This window comes from Microcoleus sp. BR0-C5, from assembly GCF_036705045.1.
Lineage (GTDB): Bacteria > Cyanobacteriota > Cyanobacteriia > Cyanobacteriales > Microcoleaceae > Microcoleus.
This window is the reverse complement of record NZ_JAUBTR010000002.1, coordinates 47,338-68,511: the sequence shown is the minus strand read 5'-3', so window position 1 is coordinate 68,511 and position 21,174 is coordinate 47,338. Positions and strand designations below refer to the sequence as shown.

The 21,174-nt window shown below is 46.2% G+C and carries 14 protein-coding genes; 9 read left to right on the top strand and 5 right to left on the bottom strand.

Annotated features, from left to right (window positions below; translation table 11 throughout):
• Positions 1-197: 197 nt before the first annotated feature.
• The 3 genes from QUB08_RS01135 (at position 198) to QUB08_RS01125 (ending at position 7,038) form a co-directional block, all read left to right on the top strand.
• Entirely contained in the window at positions 198-1,607 is a 1,410-nt protein-coding gene (locus QUB08_RS01135) for an adenylate/guanylate cyclase domain-containing protein (RefSeq protein ID WP_333222715.1), read from the top strand.
• Positions 1,608-1,852: 245 nt separating this feature from the next.
• Positions 1,853-6,067 carry a chemotaxis protein CheB gene (locus QUB08_RS01130; protein ID WP_333222713.1) on the top strand — a complete coding sequence of 1,405 codons (4,215 nt, stop codon included), beginning with the start codon at positions 1,853-1,855 and terminating at the stop codon, positions 6,065-6,067.
• A 230-nt stretch (positions 6,068-6,297) separates the two neighbouring features.
• On the top strand, positions 6,298-7,038 hold the full coding sequence (locus QUB08_RS01125; protein WP_333122668.1) for an HAD family hydrolase: 741 nt from the start codon (positions 6,298-6,300) through the stop codon (positions 7,036-7,038).
• Positions 7,039-7,380: 342 nt separating this feature from the next.
• On the opposite strand, the gene QUB08_RS01120 is transcribed toward QUB08_RS01125, so the two are convergent.
• Together QUB08_RS01120 and tsaD are read right to left on the bottom strand one after the other, a co-directional pair.
• Positions 7,381-7,872 carry an N-acetyltransferase family protein gene (locus QUB08_RS01120; RefSeq protein WP_333222711.1) on the bottom strand — a complete coding sequence of 164 codons (492 nt, stop codon included), beginning with the start codon at positions 7,870-7,872 and terminating at the stop codon, positions 7,381-7,383.
• A 195-nt stretch (positions 7,873-8,067) separates the two neighbouring features.
• On the bottom strand, positions 8,068-9,141 hold the full coding sequence (gene tsaD, locus QUB08_RS01115; RefSeq protein ID WP_333222709.1) for a tRNA (adenosine(37)-N6)-threonylcarbamoyltransferase complex transferase subunit TsaD: 1,074 nt from the start codon (positions 9,139-9,141) through the stop codon (positions 8,068-8,070).
• Positions 9,142-9,471: 330 nt separating this feature from the next.
• On the opposite strand from tsaD, the gene QUB08_RS01110 reads away from it, so the two are divergent.
• From QUB08_RS01110 to QUB08_RS01090, 5 genes are all read left to right on the top strand, one after another.
• Positions 9,472-9,960: a Photosystem I reaction center subunit III gene (locus tag QUB08_RS01110; protein WP_333037176.1), complete on the top strand. Its 489-nt coding sequence runs from the start codon at positions 9,472-9,474 to the stop codon at positions 9,958-9,960.
• Between the two features lie 118 nt (positions 9,961-10,078).
• Entirely contained in the window at positions 10,079-10,207 is a 129-nt protein-coding gene (gene psaJ / locus QUB08_RS01105) for a photosystem I reaction center subunit IX (RefSeq protein ID WP_333037175.1), read from the top strand.
• Positions 10,208-10,466: 259 nt separating this feature from the next.
• Positions 10,467-11,279, top strand: a complete 813-nt coding sequence (locus tag QUB08_RS01100) for a carbon-nitrogen hydrolase family protein (protein ID WP_333222707.1) — start codon at positions 10,467-10,469, stop codon at positions 11,277-11,279.
• 405 nt (positions 11,280-11,684) lie between these two features.
• Positions 11,685-12,203 carry an acetolactate synthase small subunit gene (gene ilvN / locus QUB08_RS01095; RefSeq protein WP_041622928.1) on the top strand — a complete coding sequence of 173 codons (519 nt, stop codon included), beginning with the start codon at positions 11,685-11,687 and terminating at the stop codon, positions 12,201-12,203.
• Between the two features lie 118 nt (positions 12,204-12,321).
• Positions 12,322-12,687, top strand: a complete 366-nt coding sequence (locus QUB08_RS01090) for a four helix bundle protein (RefSeq protein ID WP_333222705.1) — start codon at positions 12,322-12,324, stop codon at positions 12,685-12,687.
• Positions 12,688-12,730: 43 nt separating this feature from the next.
• On the opposite strand, the gene QUB08_RS01085 is transcribed toward QUB08_RS01090, so the two are convergent.
• Entirely contained in the window at positions 12,731-16,276 is a 3,546-nt protein-coding gene (locus QUB08_RS01085) for an EAL domain-containing protein (protein ID WP_333222703.1), read from the bottom strand.
• 242 nt (positions 16,277-16,518) lie between these two features.
• The gene (locus tag QUB08_RS01080; RefSeq protein ID WP_333222701.1) at positions 16,519-17,580 is read right to left on the bottom strand and encodes a transposase; all 1,062 of its coding nucleotides are present in this window, start codon (positions 17,578-17,580) and stop codon (positions 16,519-16,521) included.
• 198 nt (positions 17,581-17,778) lie between these two features.
• Here QUB08_RS01080 and QUB08_RS01075 point away from each other — a divergent pair, with 198 nt between their 5' ends.
• A complete protein-coding gene (locus tag QUB08_RS01075) occupies positions 17,779-18,795 on the top strand; it encodes a zinc-dependent alcohol dehydrogenase family protein (protein ID WP_333222932.1) in 1,017 nt (338 codons plus the stop codon).
• Between the two features lie 482 nt (positions 18,796-19,277).
• Here the strand turns inward: QUB08_RS01075 and QUB08_RS01070 are convergent, their stop codons facing one another.
• On the bottom strand, positions 19,278-20,951 hold the full coding sequence (locus tag QUB08_RS01070) for an asparagine synthase-related protein (RefSeq protein WP_333222699.1): 1,674 nt from the start codon (positions 20,949-20,951) through the stop codon (positions 19,278-19,280).
• Positions 20,952-21,174 lie beyond the last annotated feature (223 nt).

The following is a 21,174-nucleotide window of genomic DNA, read 5'->3' as shown; positions in this document are numbered from 1 at the left end:
AAGAAGTGACAGCGCGATCAATCTGCCTAAATAGGCATGGCCTTCATCGTGCTAATTTGTTAAGATTTATAAAGACCAGAGATATCCGCACAGGTGCAAACTCATCAGAATTCTCACGGTAGAACTAACCAGACGAGCAAAGTATACAACAAAATTCTTATAACTTTCTTGCCCTGACGCTCAAAGGCAAGCAGATAATGAACATCGAACTATTAAAAGAAAAATTAGAACAGCTAAAAAAACGTCCCAATTGTAGCAAAGGAACGATCGACCAAATCGAAAAATGGTTAATCGGTTCCCACATTTTGCAGAGATTGAGAATAAACCCTTACTACATAGCAGGCGAGACTGTCAAGAATATTAAAAGAATTACTTCGGAATTTCTGCACGGAGTGAAAGCCGGTGCCTTCGACTTGCACTGGGATATTCACTGCCCCCACTGCAACATGATTACAGACGAATTTAAGGATTTGGCAGACACATCAGAAGTGTCTTTTTGCCCGATGTGCGAGCGCGAGTTTAAAATTGATTTGCTCGATCGTGTCGAAGTTACTTTTTCCCTGAACAAAGAAATCGAAGACCCGCAACTGCGACCCATCTGCGCTCCCCCTCCCGTACTCCAGAACAAACTGCAACTGGTAACACCTTTATACTGCACCGAATCCGAGACTGTCACCTTAGAAAAAGGTCGATACCGCTACTGCTGTCCCCTGACTTTAGCTAAAGGGATTTTAAAGGTTGAAGGCGCAGAAACAGAAGACATACAAGAAATTAAACTCAAGCAGTTAGCCGATTCAGATTTTGACAAAACAGACCTAGCCGTGCGTCCGGGAAAAGTCAAGATAGAATTAACTAATACCGAGCACAATTTGTCCGGGCTGATTTTGCATTCCGATGAATTGCCCGATGAATTGACATTAGAACAACTGCCCCTACGGCTATCAGGAATGCAACTGCTTCATCACCCCGATTATAAGCGTTTGTTCGGCGATCAAGTAATATCGGAAAGAGAGCGAGTCAAGATTCGGGCGATTACTATTATGTTTACTGATATTACCGGTTCTACCAGAATGTACGAAACGCTGGGAGATACGAAAGCTTACAATATTGTGCGCGATCATTTTGAAATTTTCTTTGAGTCGATCGAGAAATTTGGCGGAAAAGTAATTAAAACCATCGGCGATGCCGTCATGGCTTCCTTTATCAGCAACGAACAAGCAATTATGGCGGCCGTCGGTGCTGTAGCCCGTTTAAGAAAATACAATTCAACTCGCCCGCAACCAGAGTGGATTCAAGTCAGAATTGGCATTCACCGAGGTACGGCTTTGCTCGTAAATCTCAATAATTCGATAGACTATTTTGGTTCCACAGTCAACAAAGCTGCCCGGATTCAAAATCTTTCTAAAAGTGACGAAGTTTCGTTTTCCGAAGAAGTTTACAGCGACGAAGCATTTTTAGTAGCATTAAAAGCTGCTGGAGTGTCCGAAATTCACAAACGAGTTGAAGATTTAAAGGGCATACAAGGCGCACAAGTCACTTATACTGCTAGAATTAATACGGAATCAGTAATCGCACTTTCTGCTACACAGGTCGCTGCAAAAAGCTAAGTAGGCAAGCAGATATACTACTTAGTTATTGCCGTTATTGCCAGCCTCTCGTTGCGATCGTCCCAACAGCAGATAGAGTTTTGAGATCGCCCTCAGAAGATAATGACTCCAACAGTGGACTTACTCATTAAAAGAGTTACATAATACCTATAACTTAAGGTATACTTAAGTAAAGTACGGGTTCCTCAGCGGCACCTTGCGAGAAATGTAGGTTGCTAAATAGCTGAAGTCCTCGACTTCATAACATGACTTCTCATCAGACCTCTCCAGAAATTACACCCGAAGCCATCGTACCAGCCGCCCTCGACAGCGAACAATTAGTCAAAACCGATGCCCCCTTTCCCATTGTTGGGATTGCCGCCTCAGCAGGAGGGCTAGAAGCATTTACGGGGTTGCTCAGCCATTTGCCAGTAGATACGGGTATGGCGTTTGTGCTGATTCAGCATTTAGCCCCCGATCACAAAAGTTTGCTGACCGAGATTCTCGCCAGACAGACGAAAATGCCTGTTAGTGAGGTAGAAGACGGGATGGTTGTAGAGCCGAATCAAGTCTACATCATTCCCCCCAACACCAAAATGGTGCTATCTCAAGGCGTGCTGCAACTATCACCCCGCGAGAAGATTTATGGCAAATATATGCCGGGAGATGCGTTTTTTACCTCATTGGCGATCGATCGCGGACACAAAGCAATCGCCGTAGTTTTATCCGGGGGAGACGGAGACGGTTCACTCGGGCTCAACGCCATCAAAGTAGCCGGAGGTATGACTTTTGCTCAATGTCAAGACACGGCAAAATTCGATAGTATGCCCAATACCGCTGTTGCTACAGGGAATGTCGATTTCGTTCTGCCACCGGAAAAAATTGCCGAGGAACTGGCAAACTATAGTCGCAGTCCCCTTCTCACGGGCTCGCTTCACCTGACAAAAGTTGAGGAATCGCCCGAACAGGGAGATGCCCAGGCAAGTATTTTTGCGCTGCTACAATCGACCACAGGTGTAGATTTCAGCGACTACAAACCCACGACGATCGCTCGACGCATCCAACGACGGATGGTGTTGTACAAGCTCGATAGCTTAGATGATTATGCCCAATATCTTCGACACAATTCGGCTGAAGTCACAGCCCTGTATGGAGAAATCTTGATCCACGTTAGCAGTTTCTTCCGTGACCCCGAAGCCTTTGAAAAGTTAAAAGAACTGGTTTTCCCCACGATTACCCAAAATAAATCGGCCGAAATTCCGATTCGGGTTTGGGTGGCGGGATGTTCGACAGGTGAAGAAGTTTATTCGATCGCCATTTGCTTGTTAGAGTTTTTGGGGGATCAAGCTATCCAGCCACCGATCCAGATTTTTGCCACCGACATTGGCGAACAGGCGATCGGCAAAGCGAGGTCTGGCGTCTACTCAGAAAACCAGATGGTAAATGTTTCACCAGAGAGACGTACTCGCTTCTTTATTGCCGAAGCAAGAGGTAGCTATAGAATCAGCAAGGCAGTCCGCGAACTCTGTGTATTTGCCCGACAAGACTTAGGCAGCGATCCGCCTTTTTCCAATATCGATTTAGTTAGCTGTCGCAATGTGCTGATCTACTTGGGAGAGTCATTGCAAAAAAAAGTGATGCCTATTTTCCATTACAGTCTGAAGCCAACGGGCTTTCTCCTGTTAGGCACTTCTGAGAGTACCGGAGAATTTTCCTACTTGTTTACTTCAGTGGATAAAAAGTCTAAAATTTATGCCAAAAAGTTGACTGCGACTCGTCTCAATTTTTCCTTTACGCCGAGTTCCTATCCGGTAGCTAAAGCACGTGAACGCCAGGAAATGAAGGACAATTTTACGAATAGCTTTGATTTACAACAAGAAACTGACCAACTTATTTTAAATCGATATGCCCCAGCCAGTGTGGTTGTCAACGAGCAGATGAAAATCTTGCAAGTGCGGGGAGACATCGATCCTTACTTGAGAGTGGTAGCCGGAACGCCCGACTTAAACTTGCTGGCAATGGCAAGGGCAGGGTTGCTGGTTGATCTTCGCACCGCGATTTATCAGGCACAAACGCAGAACGTAACCATTAGGAAAGAAAGGGTAGTGCTTGAATTGGGCGGACGATCGAGTCTCGTCAATTTTGAGGTGATTCCCTTCCTGCCACAGGCAGTCGAAGGACGCTACTTTTTGGTGGTATTTGAAGAGGATTCACCCCCGGTGCTTAACTTCAGCACCCTCCCTTCTGAAAGCTTCGAGCAAGCTGATTTAGTGCGCGAAATTGAGCTGCTGAGGCAGCAAGTTTCAGTCGCTAACCAAGAAAAAATTGCGGCTCAAGCCCAACTGCAAGCCGTGATCCAGGATCAGGAAAGTCTCAACCAAGACCTCAAAGTTGCGAACGAAGAAATCCTATCGAGCAACGAGGAGTTGCAAAGCACCAATGAGGAGTTAGAAACTGCCAAAGAAGAGATTCAAGCGACTAACGAGGAACTCACTACTACTAACGATGAACTTCGCAGCCGAAATATTGAACAAAGCCTGGTGAATAACGATCTGATAAATTTGCTTTCCAGTATCAATATCCCTATCTTAATGCTGACAAACGATTTACAGATTCGACGTTTTACGCCAATGGCACAGCAAATTTTTAGTGTGATTCCCACAGATGTTGGACGACCTTTTAGCGACATCCGCTCAACTCTGAACGTTCCAGACTTGGAACAGATGATTTTGGAGGTGATTGATACTCTCCAGACGAAAGAACAAGAAGTTCAAACTTTATCGGGATATTGGTACAACCTCCGCATTCGCCCTTACCGGACAACGGAAAACCAGATTGACGGTGTGGTAATGGTTTTGCTCGATATTGATGCTCTTAAACGCAGTGCCAGAACTTTGGAGGAAGCGCGAAATTATGCTGAAACCATTGTGGAAACTGTGCAAACGCCTCTAATCGTGCTAGATGCTGATTTCCGAGTGAACAAAGCAAATCGATCGTTCTATGAAACATTTCAGGTTTTATCCTCAGAAACAGCAAAGATTTCGCTGTTTGAGCTAGGAAATGGGCAGTGGAATATCCCCCAATTACGATGGATCTTGGAAGATATTCTAGTTAGTGATGTTCAGCTTGAAAACTTTGAGTGGGAATACCTGTTTGACCAGATCGGGCAGAAAACTATGCTGCTGAATGCTTGTAAACTTCAACGAGAAGACCAAGCTTTAATGATTCTGTTGTCGATCGAGGATATCACAGAGCGCAAGCAGTTTGAGGCAGTACGATCGCAGTTATTACTGCACGAACAGTTGGCCCGCCAAGAGGCAGAAATGGCCAACCGTAGTAAAGATGAATTTCTGGCGAATCTCTCCCATGAGCTCCGCAATCCCCTGACTCCGATCCTGGGGTGGTCACAAATTCTGCGCTCTGGCAAGCTTAATGAAGCACAGGCTATTCGCGCTCTAGAGGTAATCGAGCGCAGCGCGAAAGCGCAATCTCAGTTAATCGAAGATATCCTGGATATTTCCCGGATTACCAGTGGCAAGCTTAAACTGTGCATTTGTCCGATAGATCTGCGGTTAGTGGTGCAAGCTGCGCTGGAGGGGGTGCAATTATCAGCCGAAGCAAAAAACATTCAAATTGTTTCGCAGTTGATTTCTACGACTGTTTTAGGGGATATCAATCGCTTGCAGCAAGTTGTGTGGAATCTTCTGTCTAATGCGATTAAGTTTACTCCGGCGGGAGGACGAGTAGAAATCATGCTATCGACGATCGAGAATCATGCTCAACTTCGAGTCAGCGATACGGGAAAAGGAATTAGCGCACAATTTTTGCCGTATATTTTCGATCGTTTCCATCAAGGCGATTCCTGCAGCACTAAGGCGAATCAAGGGCTGGGATTGGGTTTGTCGATCGTGCGTCACTTGGTTGAATTGCACGGGGGAACGGTGCAAGCCGAAAGTCCGGGTGAGGAACAAGGAACTACAATGACTCTGAGATTGCCGTTGCGATCGCTGCCTCCAGAGTTGACATCGGCGATCGATTTAAAGTCAACTGGTTTGGTAGGGCCTTTAAACGCCTCTAGCGAGCGGGTTCCCTCTCTAAAAGGCTTGCACATCTTAGTCGTAGATGATCAGATCGATACGTGCGACTTCTTAAAATTTGTGCTTGAAGGCTACGGGGCGGAGGTTTTGACAGTTACATCTGCCAGAAGTGCGATCGCTGCTTTGACGGAAAATCCGGGCAGATATGATGTGCTAATCTCCGATATCGGAATGCCAGAGGAAGATGGGTATTTCTTAATTCGAGAAGTGCGAGCTCTTGCTGCAGAAGCCGGAGGAGAAATCCCAGTGGCGGCGCTGACTGCTTATGCGAGCGATAAAGAACGCGAAAGGGCGATCGAAGCTGGTTTTCAAAGGCATATGGTTAAGCCGATCCAGCCCGTTGTACTAGGATTAATGGTGGCTAATTTGGTAGGACGATTTTAATTTATTGATTGTAGAGACACAACAATGTTGTGTCCTAGTTTTGTAGGAACACAACAATAGTTAGCTCCCCAAAAGCCTGTTTTGAACAGGCAAGATGCCTGTTCCACAATGATTATGGGAGATGTCTAATGTTGGACATGATTACAACGATCGTGGGCAATTAGGAATTGCCAAAAATAGCGCAATATGGGAAGATAGAAAAAAATATAAAAATTACGGAGTTCAGATTCTTGGTAACTATTAAATGTCGGGGCATTACCTTCTCGAATATCCAAGCCGTAATCTTTGATAAAGACGGCACTCTAGAGGATTCTCAAGAATTTTTGAGACTGTTGGGGATGAAGCGAGCGCGCCTCGCAGACGCTCAAATTCCGGGCGTTGGAGAGCCTTTACAAATGGCTTTCGGGATCGAAGGCGGCAGCATTGACCCTACGGGCTTGCTAGCAGTCGGTAGCCGCAGGGAAAATGAGATTGTGGCAGCGGGATACATCGCCGAAACCGGCAGGGGATGGCTGGAATCTTTAACTATTGCGCGCCGCGCTTTTGACGAAGCTGACGAAATGTTTAAAAATAGTGCTGTTTCTCCTTTATTTGTCGGTAGTTTGGAAGTGCTGAAATATCTTTCGGAAGCGGGTTTAAAACTGGGAATTCTTTCGGCTGCTACAACAGAATCGGTGCAGAAATTTGTGAAACACCACGCCTTAGCCGAGTGGATTCAGTTAGAAATGGGAGTTGATTCAACGGTTCATAAACCCGATCCGAAATTGTTTTGGCAAGCTTGTGAGAAACTTGGAGTAAATCCCGCAGCAACTTTGATGGTGGGAGATTCAGCGGGCGATATTCAGATGGGTAAAAATGCGGGCGCGGCTGGCTGTATCGGGATTTGTTGGGGAAAGGCCCAGGTTAGTCATTTGGAAAATGCTGATGTGGCGATCGCATCTTTGGATGAAATTAAAATTTTAGCAGATTGAGGTAGGGAAACGGCAATGCCGTTTCCTCCAAATTAGGACACGGCATTGCCGTTTCCCTACAAATCAAGACACGGTGTTGTCGTTTCCTTCAAATTAGGACACTCCAAGAGCCCATTGGTGACAACTTAACGTACAACCGATAGTCCGCCAGGGGTTGAAACCCCTGCCTCAAAGCGAAAGTCCTCTTAAGAGGACTGAGAAGAAAAATTTAAGATTCATTAGTCCTCTTAAGAGGACTTTCGCTATTAGACAGGGAATTCATTCCCTGGCGGACTGACGGGCGGACGGAAGGATTGGGCGGACTGACAGTTTAAGTTGACACCAATGGGCATTGCCGTTTCCCTACAGACAACGCAAACCTAGAATTACGACATTTCTTTCAACGCCGTCAAGTTCGGCAACTTGCGGCAGATATCCCCACCGCTGAAAGCCAAATTTCTCAAACAATCTTACACTCGGCTGATTGTGAGCAAAAATTATTCCTATTAGAGTTTTAAGCTTCAATTCTGGACTCCGCACAATTGCCGATTGCAATAAATTTTGTCCGATTCCGCAGCGTTGGCGATCGGGTGCGACGTAGATGCTAACTTCTGCTGTATGCTGATAGGCAGCGCGTCCGTAGAAAATCTGCAAACTCAGCCAGCCAACAATATTTTGTTCTGATTCCATTACCAAAATCGGCCAGGAATTGGGCGAGTGTTCTCTGTACCACGGGAGGCGACTTTCGACTGAGACTGGTTTTAAATCTGCTGTCGCCATTCTGCCCGGTATTGCTGCGTTGTATATTTGGACAATTGCTGGCAAATCGCTTTCTTCTGCGTCGCGGATTTTCATCGTTGGGTTGACTGTTGACTGTTAACTGTTGACTGATACTAATTTAAGGTGAAGTTGCACATATCTCGATCCCCCTAAATCCCCCTTAAGAAGGGGAGTAGGGGTTGACTTTGAGAAGAATCTTGTCCCCCCCTTATTAAGGGGGGCTAGGGGGGATCAGATTCTATGCAGCCTCATAAAAAATTCGTATAATAACTAATGACTATTGTACAATTCCATAATATCGCTAACAGCCATTCTTGAATTGGCTCCCAAAGTCAGCGGCGATGTGTGTCCTCGCTGCAAGTGTTCTGCTGCCGCACAGCCGATCATTGCGGCGTTGTCTGTACAATATTTTAATGGCGGAAACAATACCCGCAAGTTGTGTTTTGCTGCTGCTGCTTGTAAGTGTTTTCGGAGTCCGCTGTTTGCTGCAACTCCCCCGCCGACTACAATAGTGGTAAGCCCGAAATTTACGGCGCAGTCGATCGCTCTTTTTGTTAAACCCTTAGCTACAGTTTCCTGAAAGCTAGCCGCAATATCATTAATTGTAGAGGCAGGCAAGATGCCTTCCTCACCCACATTGTTATTTTGTTTCTTGAGTTTCTGTACTAATTGCAAAACAGCAGTTTTCAAGCCGCTAAAACTACTGTCGTAAGGATGGTAGCCTCCACCGGGCAAGGAAATTCTGCCTTCTGGTAGGGGGTATGCTTGGGGATTGCCAAGGGCGGCCAATTTGTCAATCATCGGCCCGCCGGGATATCCTAGCTGCAACAGTCTCGCAACTTTATCAAAAGCTTCGCCGGCAGCGTCGTCTCGTGTGTGTCCTACAGTTTCATAAACGCCGCAATCTTTGACGTAAATAAAGCTAGTGTGTCCCCCGGAAACTAACAAACACAAAAACGGTGGCTGCAAGTCGGGTTCGGTAAGGTAAGAAGCGTAGATGTGCCCTTCGAGGTGGTGGACGCCTAAAAAAGGTTTTTGATGGACTATGGCCAAGCTTTTCGCCGCTGTCAGCCCGACTAACAATGCACCTACTAAACCAGGGGCACAAGTCGCTGCAATACCGTCAATTTCTGACCAACTCAGGTTTGCTTCACCGAGACACTGGGCAATTACCTGATTGAGCATTTCTAGGTGACTCCGCGAAGCCACTTCCGGTACTACCCCGCCATACTGCTCGTGGATTTTAATTTGTGATGCTACAACATTGCTGCAAACTTGACGATTCTTAACAATTGCTGCTGCTGTTTCGTCACAACTTGTTTCGATTGCGAAAATGGTTGCCATTAACTGCTAATTTTATTTGATAGGTTAGTTATTGCTAGCTTAACTAATTCGGCGCAAGTCCCCCGCTCTACCTGTACTCAGGTTATTGTTCAGGGATTTTTGCCCGATCGACAGGTAAGACCATCATCGGATGCAATGAAGGAATATCCTCGCGGTATTGCTAGCTCAGCATTGACCTATGAAAACGGGAATCCCTCATTCTATTGGGCTTTGCCACATCAATGATGGATACTTTACACTGTCAACAAACACGGTAATCTGGATTCCAGATCGGCAAGTTGAAATGCTTGTACAAAAACTTATTGTTTTGTAACAAAAGGAAACAATTCCATGCGACGATTGTTTGCTGCAATTTTAGTGTTGAGTGTCTGGATCAGTTTTGCTCCAGTTGCTTCGGCTTACAATTTAGTGCCGTGCAAAGACTCTCCCGAATTCAAGGAACTGGCTAAAAATGCACGTTCTACCAATGGCGACCCGGCATCTGCGAAAGCAAGATTCGATCGCTATTCTCAAGCTATGTGCGGCCCAGAAGGATACCCGCACTTAATCGTAGACGGCAACTTGAGCAAAGCAGGGGACTTTTTGATTCCTAGCATACTGTTCTTGTATATCGCCGGTTGGATTGGTTGGGTGGGCCGTTCTTATCTGCAAGTTACCAAAAAATCAGCAACCCCAGAGGAAAAAGAGATTATTATCGACGTTCCTTTGGCAATCAAATGTATGCTGAGCGGCGTTTTATGGCCTCTGGCAGCTCTCACATCAATCACCAGTGGTGAAATGTTTGCGAAGGACGACGAAATTACTGTTTCCCCCCGCTAAAATTGGGAAATGGAGAAGAGCTAATAGCTAACAGTTAAGTGATTAACTAGAAAATAGCAATTAGCCCGCTTACCGATCGGCAATTACTAACTGTCTCGAATTTTCAGGAGCAGAATTCATGCAATACTTTGTCAAGTTTCTTTCGACAGCACCAGTATTGGCTATCCTTTGGATATCTATTCAAGCTGCGGCTTTAATTGAATTTAACCGCTTTTTCCCCGACCTGCTTTTCCATCCAATGCCTTAAGATTTGAGGAAAATTAGGTGGCAAAACCTAGAAGGTAAGAGTTGAGAGTTTTGATTTTTGAATTATGAGTTACAGGTTAATTTAAAGCTCAAATATCAAAACTCTCAAACCATACCCGTTAGTGCTAAACAGCGCATAAATTGGGTAAAGTTCAAGGATATCAACTATTTAGTTATCAAATTAGTTACCAATGACTATTGACTAATGACTACTGACTAATGACTACTGACTACTGACTACTGACTAATATTGTGAATCGATGAAGTCTTATCTCGCCGCAGCAATTCAAATGACTAGCTTGCCTGACCTGCAAAAAAATTTGGTTCAGGCAGAGGAATTAATCGACCTGGCAGTACGTCGGGGTGCGGAATTAGTTTCCTTACCAGAAAATTTCTCGTTTATGGGCGAAGAGGAGGAAAAAATTGCTTCAGCAGAGGCGATCGGGCTCCTGAGCGAAAAATTTATCAAAACTATGGCCCAGCGGTTCCAGGTAACGATTCTGGGCGGCGGATTTCCAGTGCCGACGACCGGGGGGAAGGTATACAATACTTGTTTGCTGGTAGACCAAAACGGCACTGAAGTGGCAAGGTACCAAAAAGTACATTTGTTCGATGTGAATGTGCCAGACGGCATTACTTACAGGGAATCGAACACGGTGAAAGCTGGTGAAGATTTGCCGCCAATTTATGTGTCGCCGGAGTTGGGGACGCTGGGACTTTCCGTGTGCTATGACGTGCGGTTCCCGGAAGTGTACAGGCATTTGTCGTACAAGGGGGCTGATATTTTGTTCGTGCCGGCGGCGTTTACCGCTTACACTGGCAAGGATCACTGGAAGGTTTTGTTGCAAGCTAGGGCGATCGAGAATACTTGTTATATGATTGCCCCGGCACAGACTGGACACCACTACGGCCGCCGTCAAACACACGGTCACGCGATGATTATAGACCCTTGGGGTGCCGTTTTGGCGGATGCTGGAGAGGAACCGGGTGTGGCAATTGCAGAAATTAATCCCGATCGACTAGAACAAGTCCGCCGCCAGATGCCATCTCTGCAACACCGGGTTTTTATTTGAAGGAATTTTGAGACCCATTGGGTCTCAAAATTTCAGTCCCGTCCGGGACAAGACATGAAAAGTTTTTATTCGGTCGCGTAATTGTGTACGTTCGTACACAAAAAAACTTGGATCGGGTGCGCCCAGAACTGAGTTGGGGCGGGTTGACGGTTGAGATAAAGCCGATCCCCCCTAACCCCCCTTAAGAAGGGGGGGACAGGAGTGTTATCAAAGTCTCCCTTGTTAAGGGGGATGCGAGGGGGATCGAGACGGGTAAAAGCGAAATTGATCGAGGGTTTTTTTCCCAGGAGATGAACGGTCAATAACTCGCGATAAAATATCTAATGCAGGTTCAATGGGCGTGCACTTCTGCTAAAAGGCGAATTGGCGAAAGTAGAATTGCACGAAATGCGTCTTTTTGGAGAAATGAAACACACTCTTTCGGTTTTAGTTGAAGATGAAGCGGGTGTCCTCACTCGAATTGCTGGTTTGTTTGCCCGTCGGGGTTTTAATATTGAAAGTCTGGCCGTTGGCCCGGCGGAACAAGGGGGAGTGTCTCGGATTACGATGGTTGTACCCGGAGATGACCAGATTATCGAACAGTTGACAAAGCAACTGTACAAGTTGATTAACGTGCTTAAAGTTCAGGATATAACGGAAATTCCCTGTGTGGAACGGGAGTTGATGTTGCTGAAAGTTAATGCTGCTAGCGGGACGCGATCGGAGATAATTGAGTTAGCTCAAATTTTTAGAGCGCGAGTGGTGGATATTGGTGATGATACGCTGACATTGGAAGTTGTCGGAGATCCCGGTAAAATGGTGGCGATCGTCCAGGTTCTGAATAGATTTGGGATTAAGGAAATTGCTCGTACTGGAAAAATTGCCCTGACGCGAGAGTCGGGGGTAAATACTGAGTTTCTCAAGTCTTTGGAAGCGAAAGTTTAAGGAAGTTGACGGTTGACGGTTGACGGTTGACGGTTGACGGTTGACTGTTGACTGTTGACGGTTAACTTGTATTAGTCATTAATCAATTGTTGGCTATCAATTATTTAAAGAAGCTAATATGGAAAGCTTTCAACAGCTACAAGTTTATCAATTAGCTGAAAAAACATCAAACGAAATATGGTTTATTGTTAAAAAATGGGACGAGTTTACGAAGGATACGATGGGCAAACAAATAGTGCGCTCGGCTGATAGTGTTGGTGCTAATATTGCAGAAGGACATGGACGCTATAGCTGCCAAGATAATCAGCGTTTTGTGAAAATTGCCAGATGCTCCTTAAACGAAACAAGACACAGGTTAAGACTTGCCTACGCTCGAAATCTTTTAACTCAAGAACAGAGCGATCGCCTGCATCCCTTATTAAATGAACTTTCACCAAAACTTAATGCTTATCTTAACTCACTAAAACAAAAAGCCAAAAGTTAATAATCAACAGTCAACAGTCAACAGTCAACAGTCAACAGTCAAATTACCATTTGGGTTGACTTTCTATCAAAAGTGTGGCTGCGATGCTGTCTATCGGCTTTGAGAAAAAGTATCCTTGTCCGTATTCGCATTGCAGCGCCCTGAGTAAATTAAGCTGTTCGATGGTTTCGATGCCTTCAGCAATTACATCCATGCCTAAATGACTGGCTAAAATTAAAATAGTCTGTACAATCGCTTCGTTGCCTTCATCTTCTGTCATGCGGCTGACAAAAGCTCGATCGATTTTTAAAGCATCAGTTGGAAAGGTGTGCAGGCGGCTCAAAGAAGAATAGCCAGTGCCGAAATCGTCAATATATAATTGAATTTCTAAATTTTTCAATTCCGCGAGGATAGCGACTGCTGATTCGGCATTTTCCATGATGACTCCTTCAGTAATTTCTACCTTTAAAGTGCGGGGGTCAAGCTGAGTTTCTTGTAAAATTTCGCGAATGCGAGCGATTAAATCCGGTTGTTTAAATTGTTGGTTAGAAAGGTTGACGCTGACAGTCAACGGCGGATTTGCTGGGAATTTTTGGTGCCACTCATGGATCTGACGGCAAGCCGATCGCATCATCCACCAGCCCATAGGTATAATCAATCTAGTTTCTTCAGCTACTAAAATAAACTCGCCAGGAGATACGACACCCCGCTGCGGGTGATACCACCGCATCAGCGCTTCAAAACCGCTGATTCTACCAGTAACTAGAGAGACGATGGGCTGATAGTAAAGCTGAAATTCCTGGGAGTCTAAAGCGCGTCGCAGGTCGTTTTCCAGTTGCAAAAGGGCGACGGCGCGAGTGTGCATACTTAAGTCGAAAACTTCGTGGCGAGCTTTGCCCAATCCCTTAGCATGATACATGGCAGCATCTGCATCTCGGAGCAGTTCTTCAGGCCGATCGTACAATATCGGGAACGGGGCATTGGGAACCGGAGAGTCAGAAGATAAGCAAGACAAAGAAGTTTCCCGATCGATATTTCCCAGATTTTCGGGACTCGACAGTTTGCTGGTTTCCCTTGGATACGGAGGAAAACCAGAACAAACAATCCCAATGCTAGCACTGGTAAAAACTTGATATTCGTTAAGGTAAAAAGGCTCTGCCAGTTCCGCTTGCACTCGTTCGGCAATCTGGATCGCATCCTCGGTGCTTTTGATATTTTCCAGCAAAATAGCGAATTCGTCGCCGCCAAGACGGGCAACGGTATCTCCAGCGCGCAAACAGATTCCCAGGCGCTGCGCGATCGCGATCAGCAACCGATCGCCCACTAAATGCCCCAAACTGTCGTTAACAACCTTAAAGCGATCGAGATCGATAAACAGCACCGCAAACAAAATCTCGGGGCGGCGTTTTGAAAGATCGATCGCGTGCCCCAAGCGATCCATAAATAAAGATCGGTTGGGCAAACCGGTTAGCATATCGTGCAAAGCATCGTGTACTAACTTATCTTCTGCTATTTTGCGGAGGGTAATATCTTCGACAGTACCTTCGTAGTAAAGTAAATTTCCGTCAGGATCGCGAACTGCCCGGCCGTTCTCGGAAACCCAGATAGTAGTGCCGTCAGCGCGGTAAACTTGGGACTCGAACTCAGACACAAAACCGTGTTTTTCGATCGCGCGCAAAAACTCGACGCGGCGGTTGGGATCGAGGTAAAGTTGGCGGTCTATGTCTTGGATATTCGCGATCAAGTCGGCGGCCGACTCGTAACCGTAAATTCTCGCCAAAGCAGGGTTAGCGCTGAGGTAGCGTCCGTCGGGCGTTGTCTGGAAAATGCCTTCGATCGCATTTTCAAAGATACTGCGGTATTTCTCTTCCGCCTGTTGCAGCGCGAATTCTGCCTGCTTGCGATCGGTGATATCCGTCAACGTGCCGAGATAGCCTAGAACTTCCCCGCTTTTGGTCATTTCTGGCACTGCTTGCCAAAATACCCAGGTTGTGAAGTCACCGTTGCAAAAGCGGTACTCTAACTTACAGGGCAACTTGTCTGTGACAGCGCGATACCACTGGCTCAAAACACGATCGCGGTCTTCGGGATGCAAACTTTGCGCCCAACCTTCGCCTAGTGCCTTTGGCGCAGTCAGTCCCGCCATCTCCAAAAATCGCTCATTGACGTACAAGCAATCTCCAGCAGCGTCGGCGCGGAAAATCCCGACAGGCAGTATTTTTGCCAAGGTGTAATAGCGGTATTCGCTTTCTAGAAGCGCGCTGGCAGCTACTTTAGTCTCTGTGATGTCAAACATTGCGCCTTGAAGGATGACAGACTTGCTTGCTTCATCGCGAACTGCGGTAGCTTGATCGCGGAACCAGACGACTCGGCCGTTGCGGGCGATCGCGCGGTATTCTGAAACCAGCGACCCGTCGCAGAAGATATCTTCTCCATCGCTGAATTTCTGTGTGGCGTTTTCAACTAACACGCGGTCACGGTCTTCTGGGTGAACGAGTTTCAGCCACAGGTTGGGATCTGCTCTCCATTCAGCTACAGAATAACCTAGAAAAGTCTCGATTTGCGGGCTGATGTAAAGTTTGGCAGCCTTGCGGTTGAGGGGAGAAATGTAGGTGACAGCGGGCATTTGTTCTACCAGGGCGCAGTATTTCGCTTCTACAGTAGACAGTGCTGCTTCTAGGCGCTGCCGCTCTAATTCGGCGGCGGCCCGTCCGGCAAAGATACTGAGAATTAATCGGAATTTGGCAAGATGTGCTTCCACCAGGGGTCGATCGTGAAAAATACAAATAATGCCTAAAGGTTCGCCGTAAGAGTTTTTCAGCAAGACTCCCAGGAAACTGCGCGCACCTTTAACTACCGGTCTGCGGTCTTCTGGAAAGGTTTCCCCGAGGTAGTCGGGACAGGAATACATTCCCGCCTCCAGCACCCGCGCTTCGGGAGTATTGGCGGTGTCGCACTCAAAGTTTGGCTGCTGCTGTCCGTCGCTCCAAAAACTGATAAGTTGCAATCTATCGGCAGCAGCATCGGTGCGTGCCTTCGACTTAATCGATTTGGCAGTGACGGCGGTGCGAACTCCGAGTGCTGAGGCTAAGTGGCAAACTAAGGCATCAAAGAATTCTGCTCCCCCCGGCGAATCAGTACCTGCTAGGATTTCGCCCAGCAAATCTTCCTCTAATTGCGCGAAAGCATTAACTTTGGGAGGCTCCTCGGCATTTGGGCGATCGGGATTTTCCCCCATCGAACCCGAAATGCTCAGACTTAGGGTTTTGCAGGTTCCAGGCCCCATAATAGGCGAAGAATTCACACTTAGGCGCTGTTGCTTGGCCAAGAATACAGCCTGGCCCATACCTAAAACTTTACCCAAGAAGCTGTCAGTTGCCGGCCACAGATTTGAGTTGGGAAAAATCAAAAAGTTATTCCGCATTTTCAATCCCGCAGATAAATCGTCGGGCTTTAATTCTGCCAACTGCCGTTGCTCGTGGGCTAGCGGTAGACTAGATAGCCTTCGGTGCCACTTGAGATAAATCGTGGACGCCACGGCTAAAGTCGCCAATAATCCCAGAAGATATGCAAGAATCTCAAAGTAAAAAAATAAATCTAGATCGAACATCGATTAGCACCGCTCGACAATTGTTGTAGTTATCTGAAGCCAATCTATTTAAAAATAACTAAGTATCGTCACAGATGGGTAACGAATACAAGGTAAGATCGCCGTGAAGGCGACAACAGAGTTAACAGTTCACAAAAAACCTGGCACTACTTGACATTACCGAACTTTTTGTATTTTTTTTCGTACAGGCTGAAACCGTACAGGTGAAATTGTAAACACATATATACGATTGTGGCACTCCTCTAAGGGGGTGAGTTTACGTTTACTTTTCTAATCATAATTAACGCTGCATTCACATCAGCATTAATCCGACTTTCATTCCAAGACCGAAACCATCCGCGTTTATCGATCTTACCCTGGTAAGAGTCTTGCTTACCGACAGGCTCTAAATCCCCTAATCTGCACTTATTTGTATAATATGCTTGTGTAACTATTATGTTGATACCGACTATCTCAGTTTTGTAAGTAATAAAATTCATGATTTCGGCATGAGGAATTACACCCAAAATTTGATGCTTTTTTTGTGATTTTATATTCTGTTTATTTCTCACATTGGTGTCAATAATGAACTGAATTATTTTCCGAGCCACCAACCGCTTGATAATCAAACTGCTGGTTTTATCTTGGTAGTTTTCTAATCGTTTATTTCGATTAAAGGTGATTTGCTGCATTTGGCGCGTGGTAGATTTTCCCTGGTCAATTTTTGATAGTAAAAATGCTCGGCGCTGATTGAAACATTGATTGATTGATTTGAGATTTTTTTGATTATCATAAATAGTTGGAATAAATGTTGGCTTATTGGATGCCACAGCTACGAGGTGATCGATCCCTAAATCTATACTTGCTCTAAGGTGGCAATTTAAATTCACCAACGTTACAAGCTTTTGATGGGCAGCCTCAACAAAGTAGAGTGCTGTTGCAGGAACTATTCTTACCTTGATGACATTAGGAGATTTTGTATAAATTATTATGTCACTTGGAGAGAAATGAAGTAGTCCCTTATTGGATTCGCTCCCCCTTTTTTTTATGGATTGGTTATCAGAACTGAACAAGTTACCTGTACAGATTCTATGTTTGTATTGGGGGATGCTGGGGAGAAATGAAAATTTAGGTATATCTCGGTCATAAGCTATTCTTGATTTTTGGCAATCCTCCCAATCGTGAAAAACTTGTTTGAAAACTTGCTTGCTAATATTAGCAGGGAATGATTGAGAGAAGTCTCTAGGTTTGAAAATGGCAAATAACTGTCTGATAATTTTAGTGCCACCAACTTTAGAACCCGAAGTGAAAAAGTTTGTCCTCATAAATATTTACCCCGATCGTAGAGATTTTTGAACAGAAATGATAAGCCATCAAACTGTTTATAAAATTGATGCTGCCGATCTATGTAATGCCTTTCAACAACCCTCATATATTTTGGGATAAACGAAAAGTTTTTTGTTGCTTTGCTAAGCAATGTACAATAAAGTCTAGGGATTATCTGATCTAGTGTAACACTCATGATGAAAGCGATCGTTTTTCAAACCCCCGGAATCCCGTCCGTATTGAAACTGCAAGATATCCCCGCCCCTACTATACAAACAGAAACTGAAGTTTTGGTGCGGTTGCGAGCGGCGGGTATCAATCCGATAGATACTAAGTTGCGATCGCGCGGCACTTTTTACCCCGACAAAACTCCTCACGTTTTGGGGTGCGACGGTGCGGGAGTCGTAGAGGCTGTCGGTGCTGGTGTGCAAAGTTTCCAAGTGGGAGACGAGGTTTTTTTCTGCAATGGCGGTTTGGGGGGGTCGATCGGGACTTATGCTGAGTTTGCCGTTGTAGACGAACGCTTTCTAGCCCTCAAGCCTGCTGCTTTAAGTTTTGCTGAGGCGGCGGCGGCACCGTTAGTTTTAATTACAGCTTGGGAATCGCTGTACGATCGAGGGCGCTTGCAAGCCGGCCAGGTGTTATCAAAGAAGGTGCTGATTCAAGCTGGTGCCGGCGGTGTCGGCCACGTCGCGGTACAGTTGGCGAAGTTGCAGGGTGCAGAGGTTTGCACAACTGTTAGTTCTGAGGAAAAAGCCAATTTTGTCAAGCACCTAGGTGCAGATTCAGTTATTTTATACAAAAACACCAATGTTGTCGATGAGGTTTTGACTTGGACTCAAGGACAAGGAGTTGATTTGGCTTTCGATACAGTCGGGGGAGAAACTTTTTACCAAACTATTCCGACTGTGAAAATTTATGGAGATTTGGTAACAATTTTGGAACCCGATCCGGCTTTGGGCAATTTGAAAACAGCGAGAATGCGGAATCTGAGAATTAGTCTGGAATTAATGTTAACACCGATGCTGGAAGGTTTGGTGGAGGAACAGGAACAGCAGGCTCAGATTTTGCAGAAGTGTGCTCGTTTGTGCGATCGCAACTTGCTAAAAATTCACGTCAGCAAAACTTTCCCTCTCGAAGAAGCGCAAGCCGCTCACGAACTGTTAGAAAAAGGCTCAGTAACTGGTAAAATAGTGCTGGAAATTGGGGGTTAAAAATGCGGCTGGTTAAAATTGCGGCTTGAAGAATTGCGGGCGATTTCAAGAGACTGTTGGCGAATTTTAAAAAGGTGAAACCAAACATCCCATAATCATCGCAAGAGAACTATAGCAATCCTTGCAGGAGTCGTAAAAAGATGTAGGGGTAGTGCCTTTCTTTGCCTACCGCAGCCTCATGGGGGCAACCACGGGGGGTTTGCCCCTACAAGAATTACACAAATGATGCGAGGATTGCTATATAAACAAGAGCGAAAACCGCATAGGGAAAATGCCATTGTTGATCGAGAAAATTGGGGTCAAGTGCTTAAATTGACACGACGCAAAACACGGCTTCCTGTCCTAATTTTGGATAGCTAAGGAATGAGAATTAAATAACTTCCACAAGTTTGTGGGATGGGCGTCCCGCCCGTCCAAAAAAGACGGGCAGGACGCCCATCCCACAATAACAATTAAAATTGTAAGTTATTTAATTCGCCATCCTAACGGCGATTCACTTGTAACCAAATTTCCAGCGTCACCAGCAGCCACAGCTTCAACCCATAGCGGGGAAAAACTTCCCCACGATAGTTTAGCCACTCGCGAATTAGTGTTCGATCGAGGTAAGGCGCGATCGCAGCACGACGATTCAAAAGCAACGATCGCGCTTGTCGCTGCCAATCCCTCAAAAACCACTGCTGCATCGACATCACCATCCCGCTTTTCGGACGGTTGACAATCACATCGGGCAGCAAATCCGCCACAGCAGCCTTGAGAACCGCTTTTTCCTGCGCGCCCGAAAGCTTGTATTCTGGCGGAATTTGCAAACTCAGTGCCACCATCCGCGCATCGAAAAGGGGCGATCGAGCTTTTAGTCCCGCCGCAGCCGTGAGATTATTCACCTTGGTCAAAATGTAATCGGCTCCTTTAAACTCAATGTTGAGCCGCATCAGCCGATTCAAAAACGTCGTTTCTGTCTGTTGCAATTCCTCAGCAAAGACAGAAGGCGCATTCTTCACTTTTTCCCAAACCTCCGGCTTCAGCAAACGTGGCAAATCCACATAGCATTTTTGAAACGAAGTCAAGTAAGCTGCGATCGGATCGGCTTTAACCTGAACCGAACCGTACAAACTATTCAGCAGCATCGGCTTATTTTTCGGCCCGCCAAAGCACGGATCGCCGCCTTCGCCATTCAGTACCACGTCTGCGAATTGCTTTGCCGATCGCCCCAGCAGCAAATTTGGCACCGTCAAGCCTTCCCCCACCGGATCATCCATCGCCGCCAGCGTTTCCGGCAGCAACTCCCAAATTAGCTGCGGCGAAACTTCCAAAACGTGGTGCTCAGTGCCACAATGTGCCGCAACGATGTTGGCAAATTCAATCTCGCTGGGATATTGAGCGCCAAAGTGCATCGAAAAAGTGTGTACCGGACGATCGTGCAGCCTTGTGGCGATCGCCGTGACGCAACTTGAGTCTATCCCGCCCGAAAGATATGCTGCGACTGGTTCTCCCGCTGGTAGCGCTTCCTGCACCAGTTGTTCCAAAAGCGATCGCACTTGTTGACTATGCCATTCCAAAGGGCGATCGGCGTTAGTAATTTGCTCCTGTGGCTGCCAGTATCTCTGCGCCTCAACATCCGGTAAATACAAGTAGCTACCGGGCCGCAACTCTCGCACCGCTTCCCACAGCGTTTGTGCTCCGGGTACAAACGCACAGCACAAATAGTCGCGCAAAGCAACTAAATCAAGTTCTCGATCGTGATAGGGATTGAGCGATCGCAGTCGAGGCGCAATATGGCGAGTCGTTCCCGTGCGAGTGTAATACAGCGTTTTTGCTCCCACGCGATCGCGCCCCAGACACAAGGTTTGCTCGTCTCGATCCCACACAGCAAGGGCAAATTGTCCTTCCAATAAGCTCAAAGTTTGAGGGCCGGATGTTTCCCATAACTGTCCGACGATCGCCAAATCGCTCAATCCATCAGTATCAATTTGTTGTTTGACTAGCAAAGTGCGATCGAAGCAGCAGTCGCCTACCAGCACAAATCGCCGATCGGGGCTGAAGGTGGGTTGAGCGCCGATAATGGCAAAACCGGACGTTTCCCAAGTTGCAGGGTGCGATCGGGCTTCTGGGCCCCAAGCAATGACCCAATTAGGGTTAATAGACTTCTGATTTTCCATTGATTTATTAAGCTTTTTATGGACGGGCAGGATGCCCATCCCACAATAAATTCACTCTTTGTGGAACAGGCATCTTGCCTGTTGCGATCTCTATGCCCATCCCACAATAAATTCACTCTTTGTGGAACAGGCATCTTGCCTGTTGCGTGGAACAGGCATCTTGCCTGTTGCGATCTCTATGCCCATCCCACAATAAATTCACTCTTTGTGGAACAGGCATCTT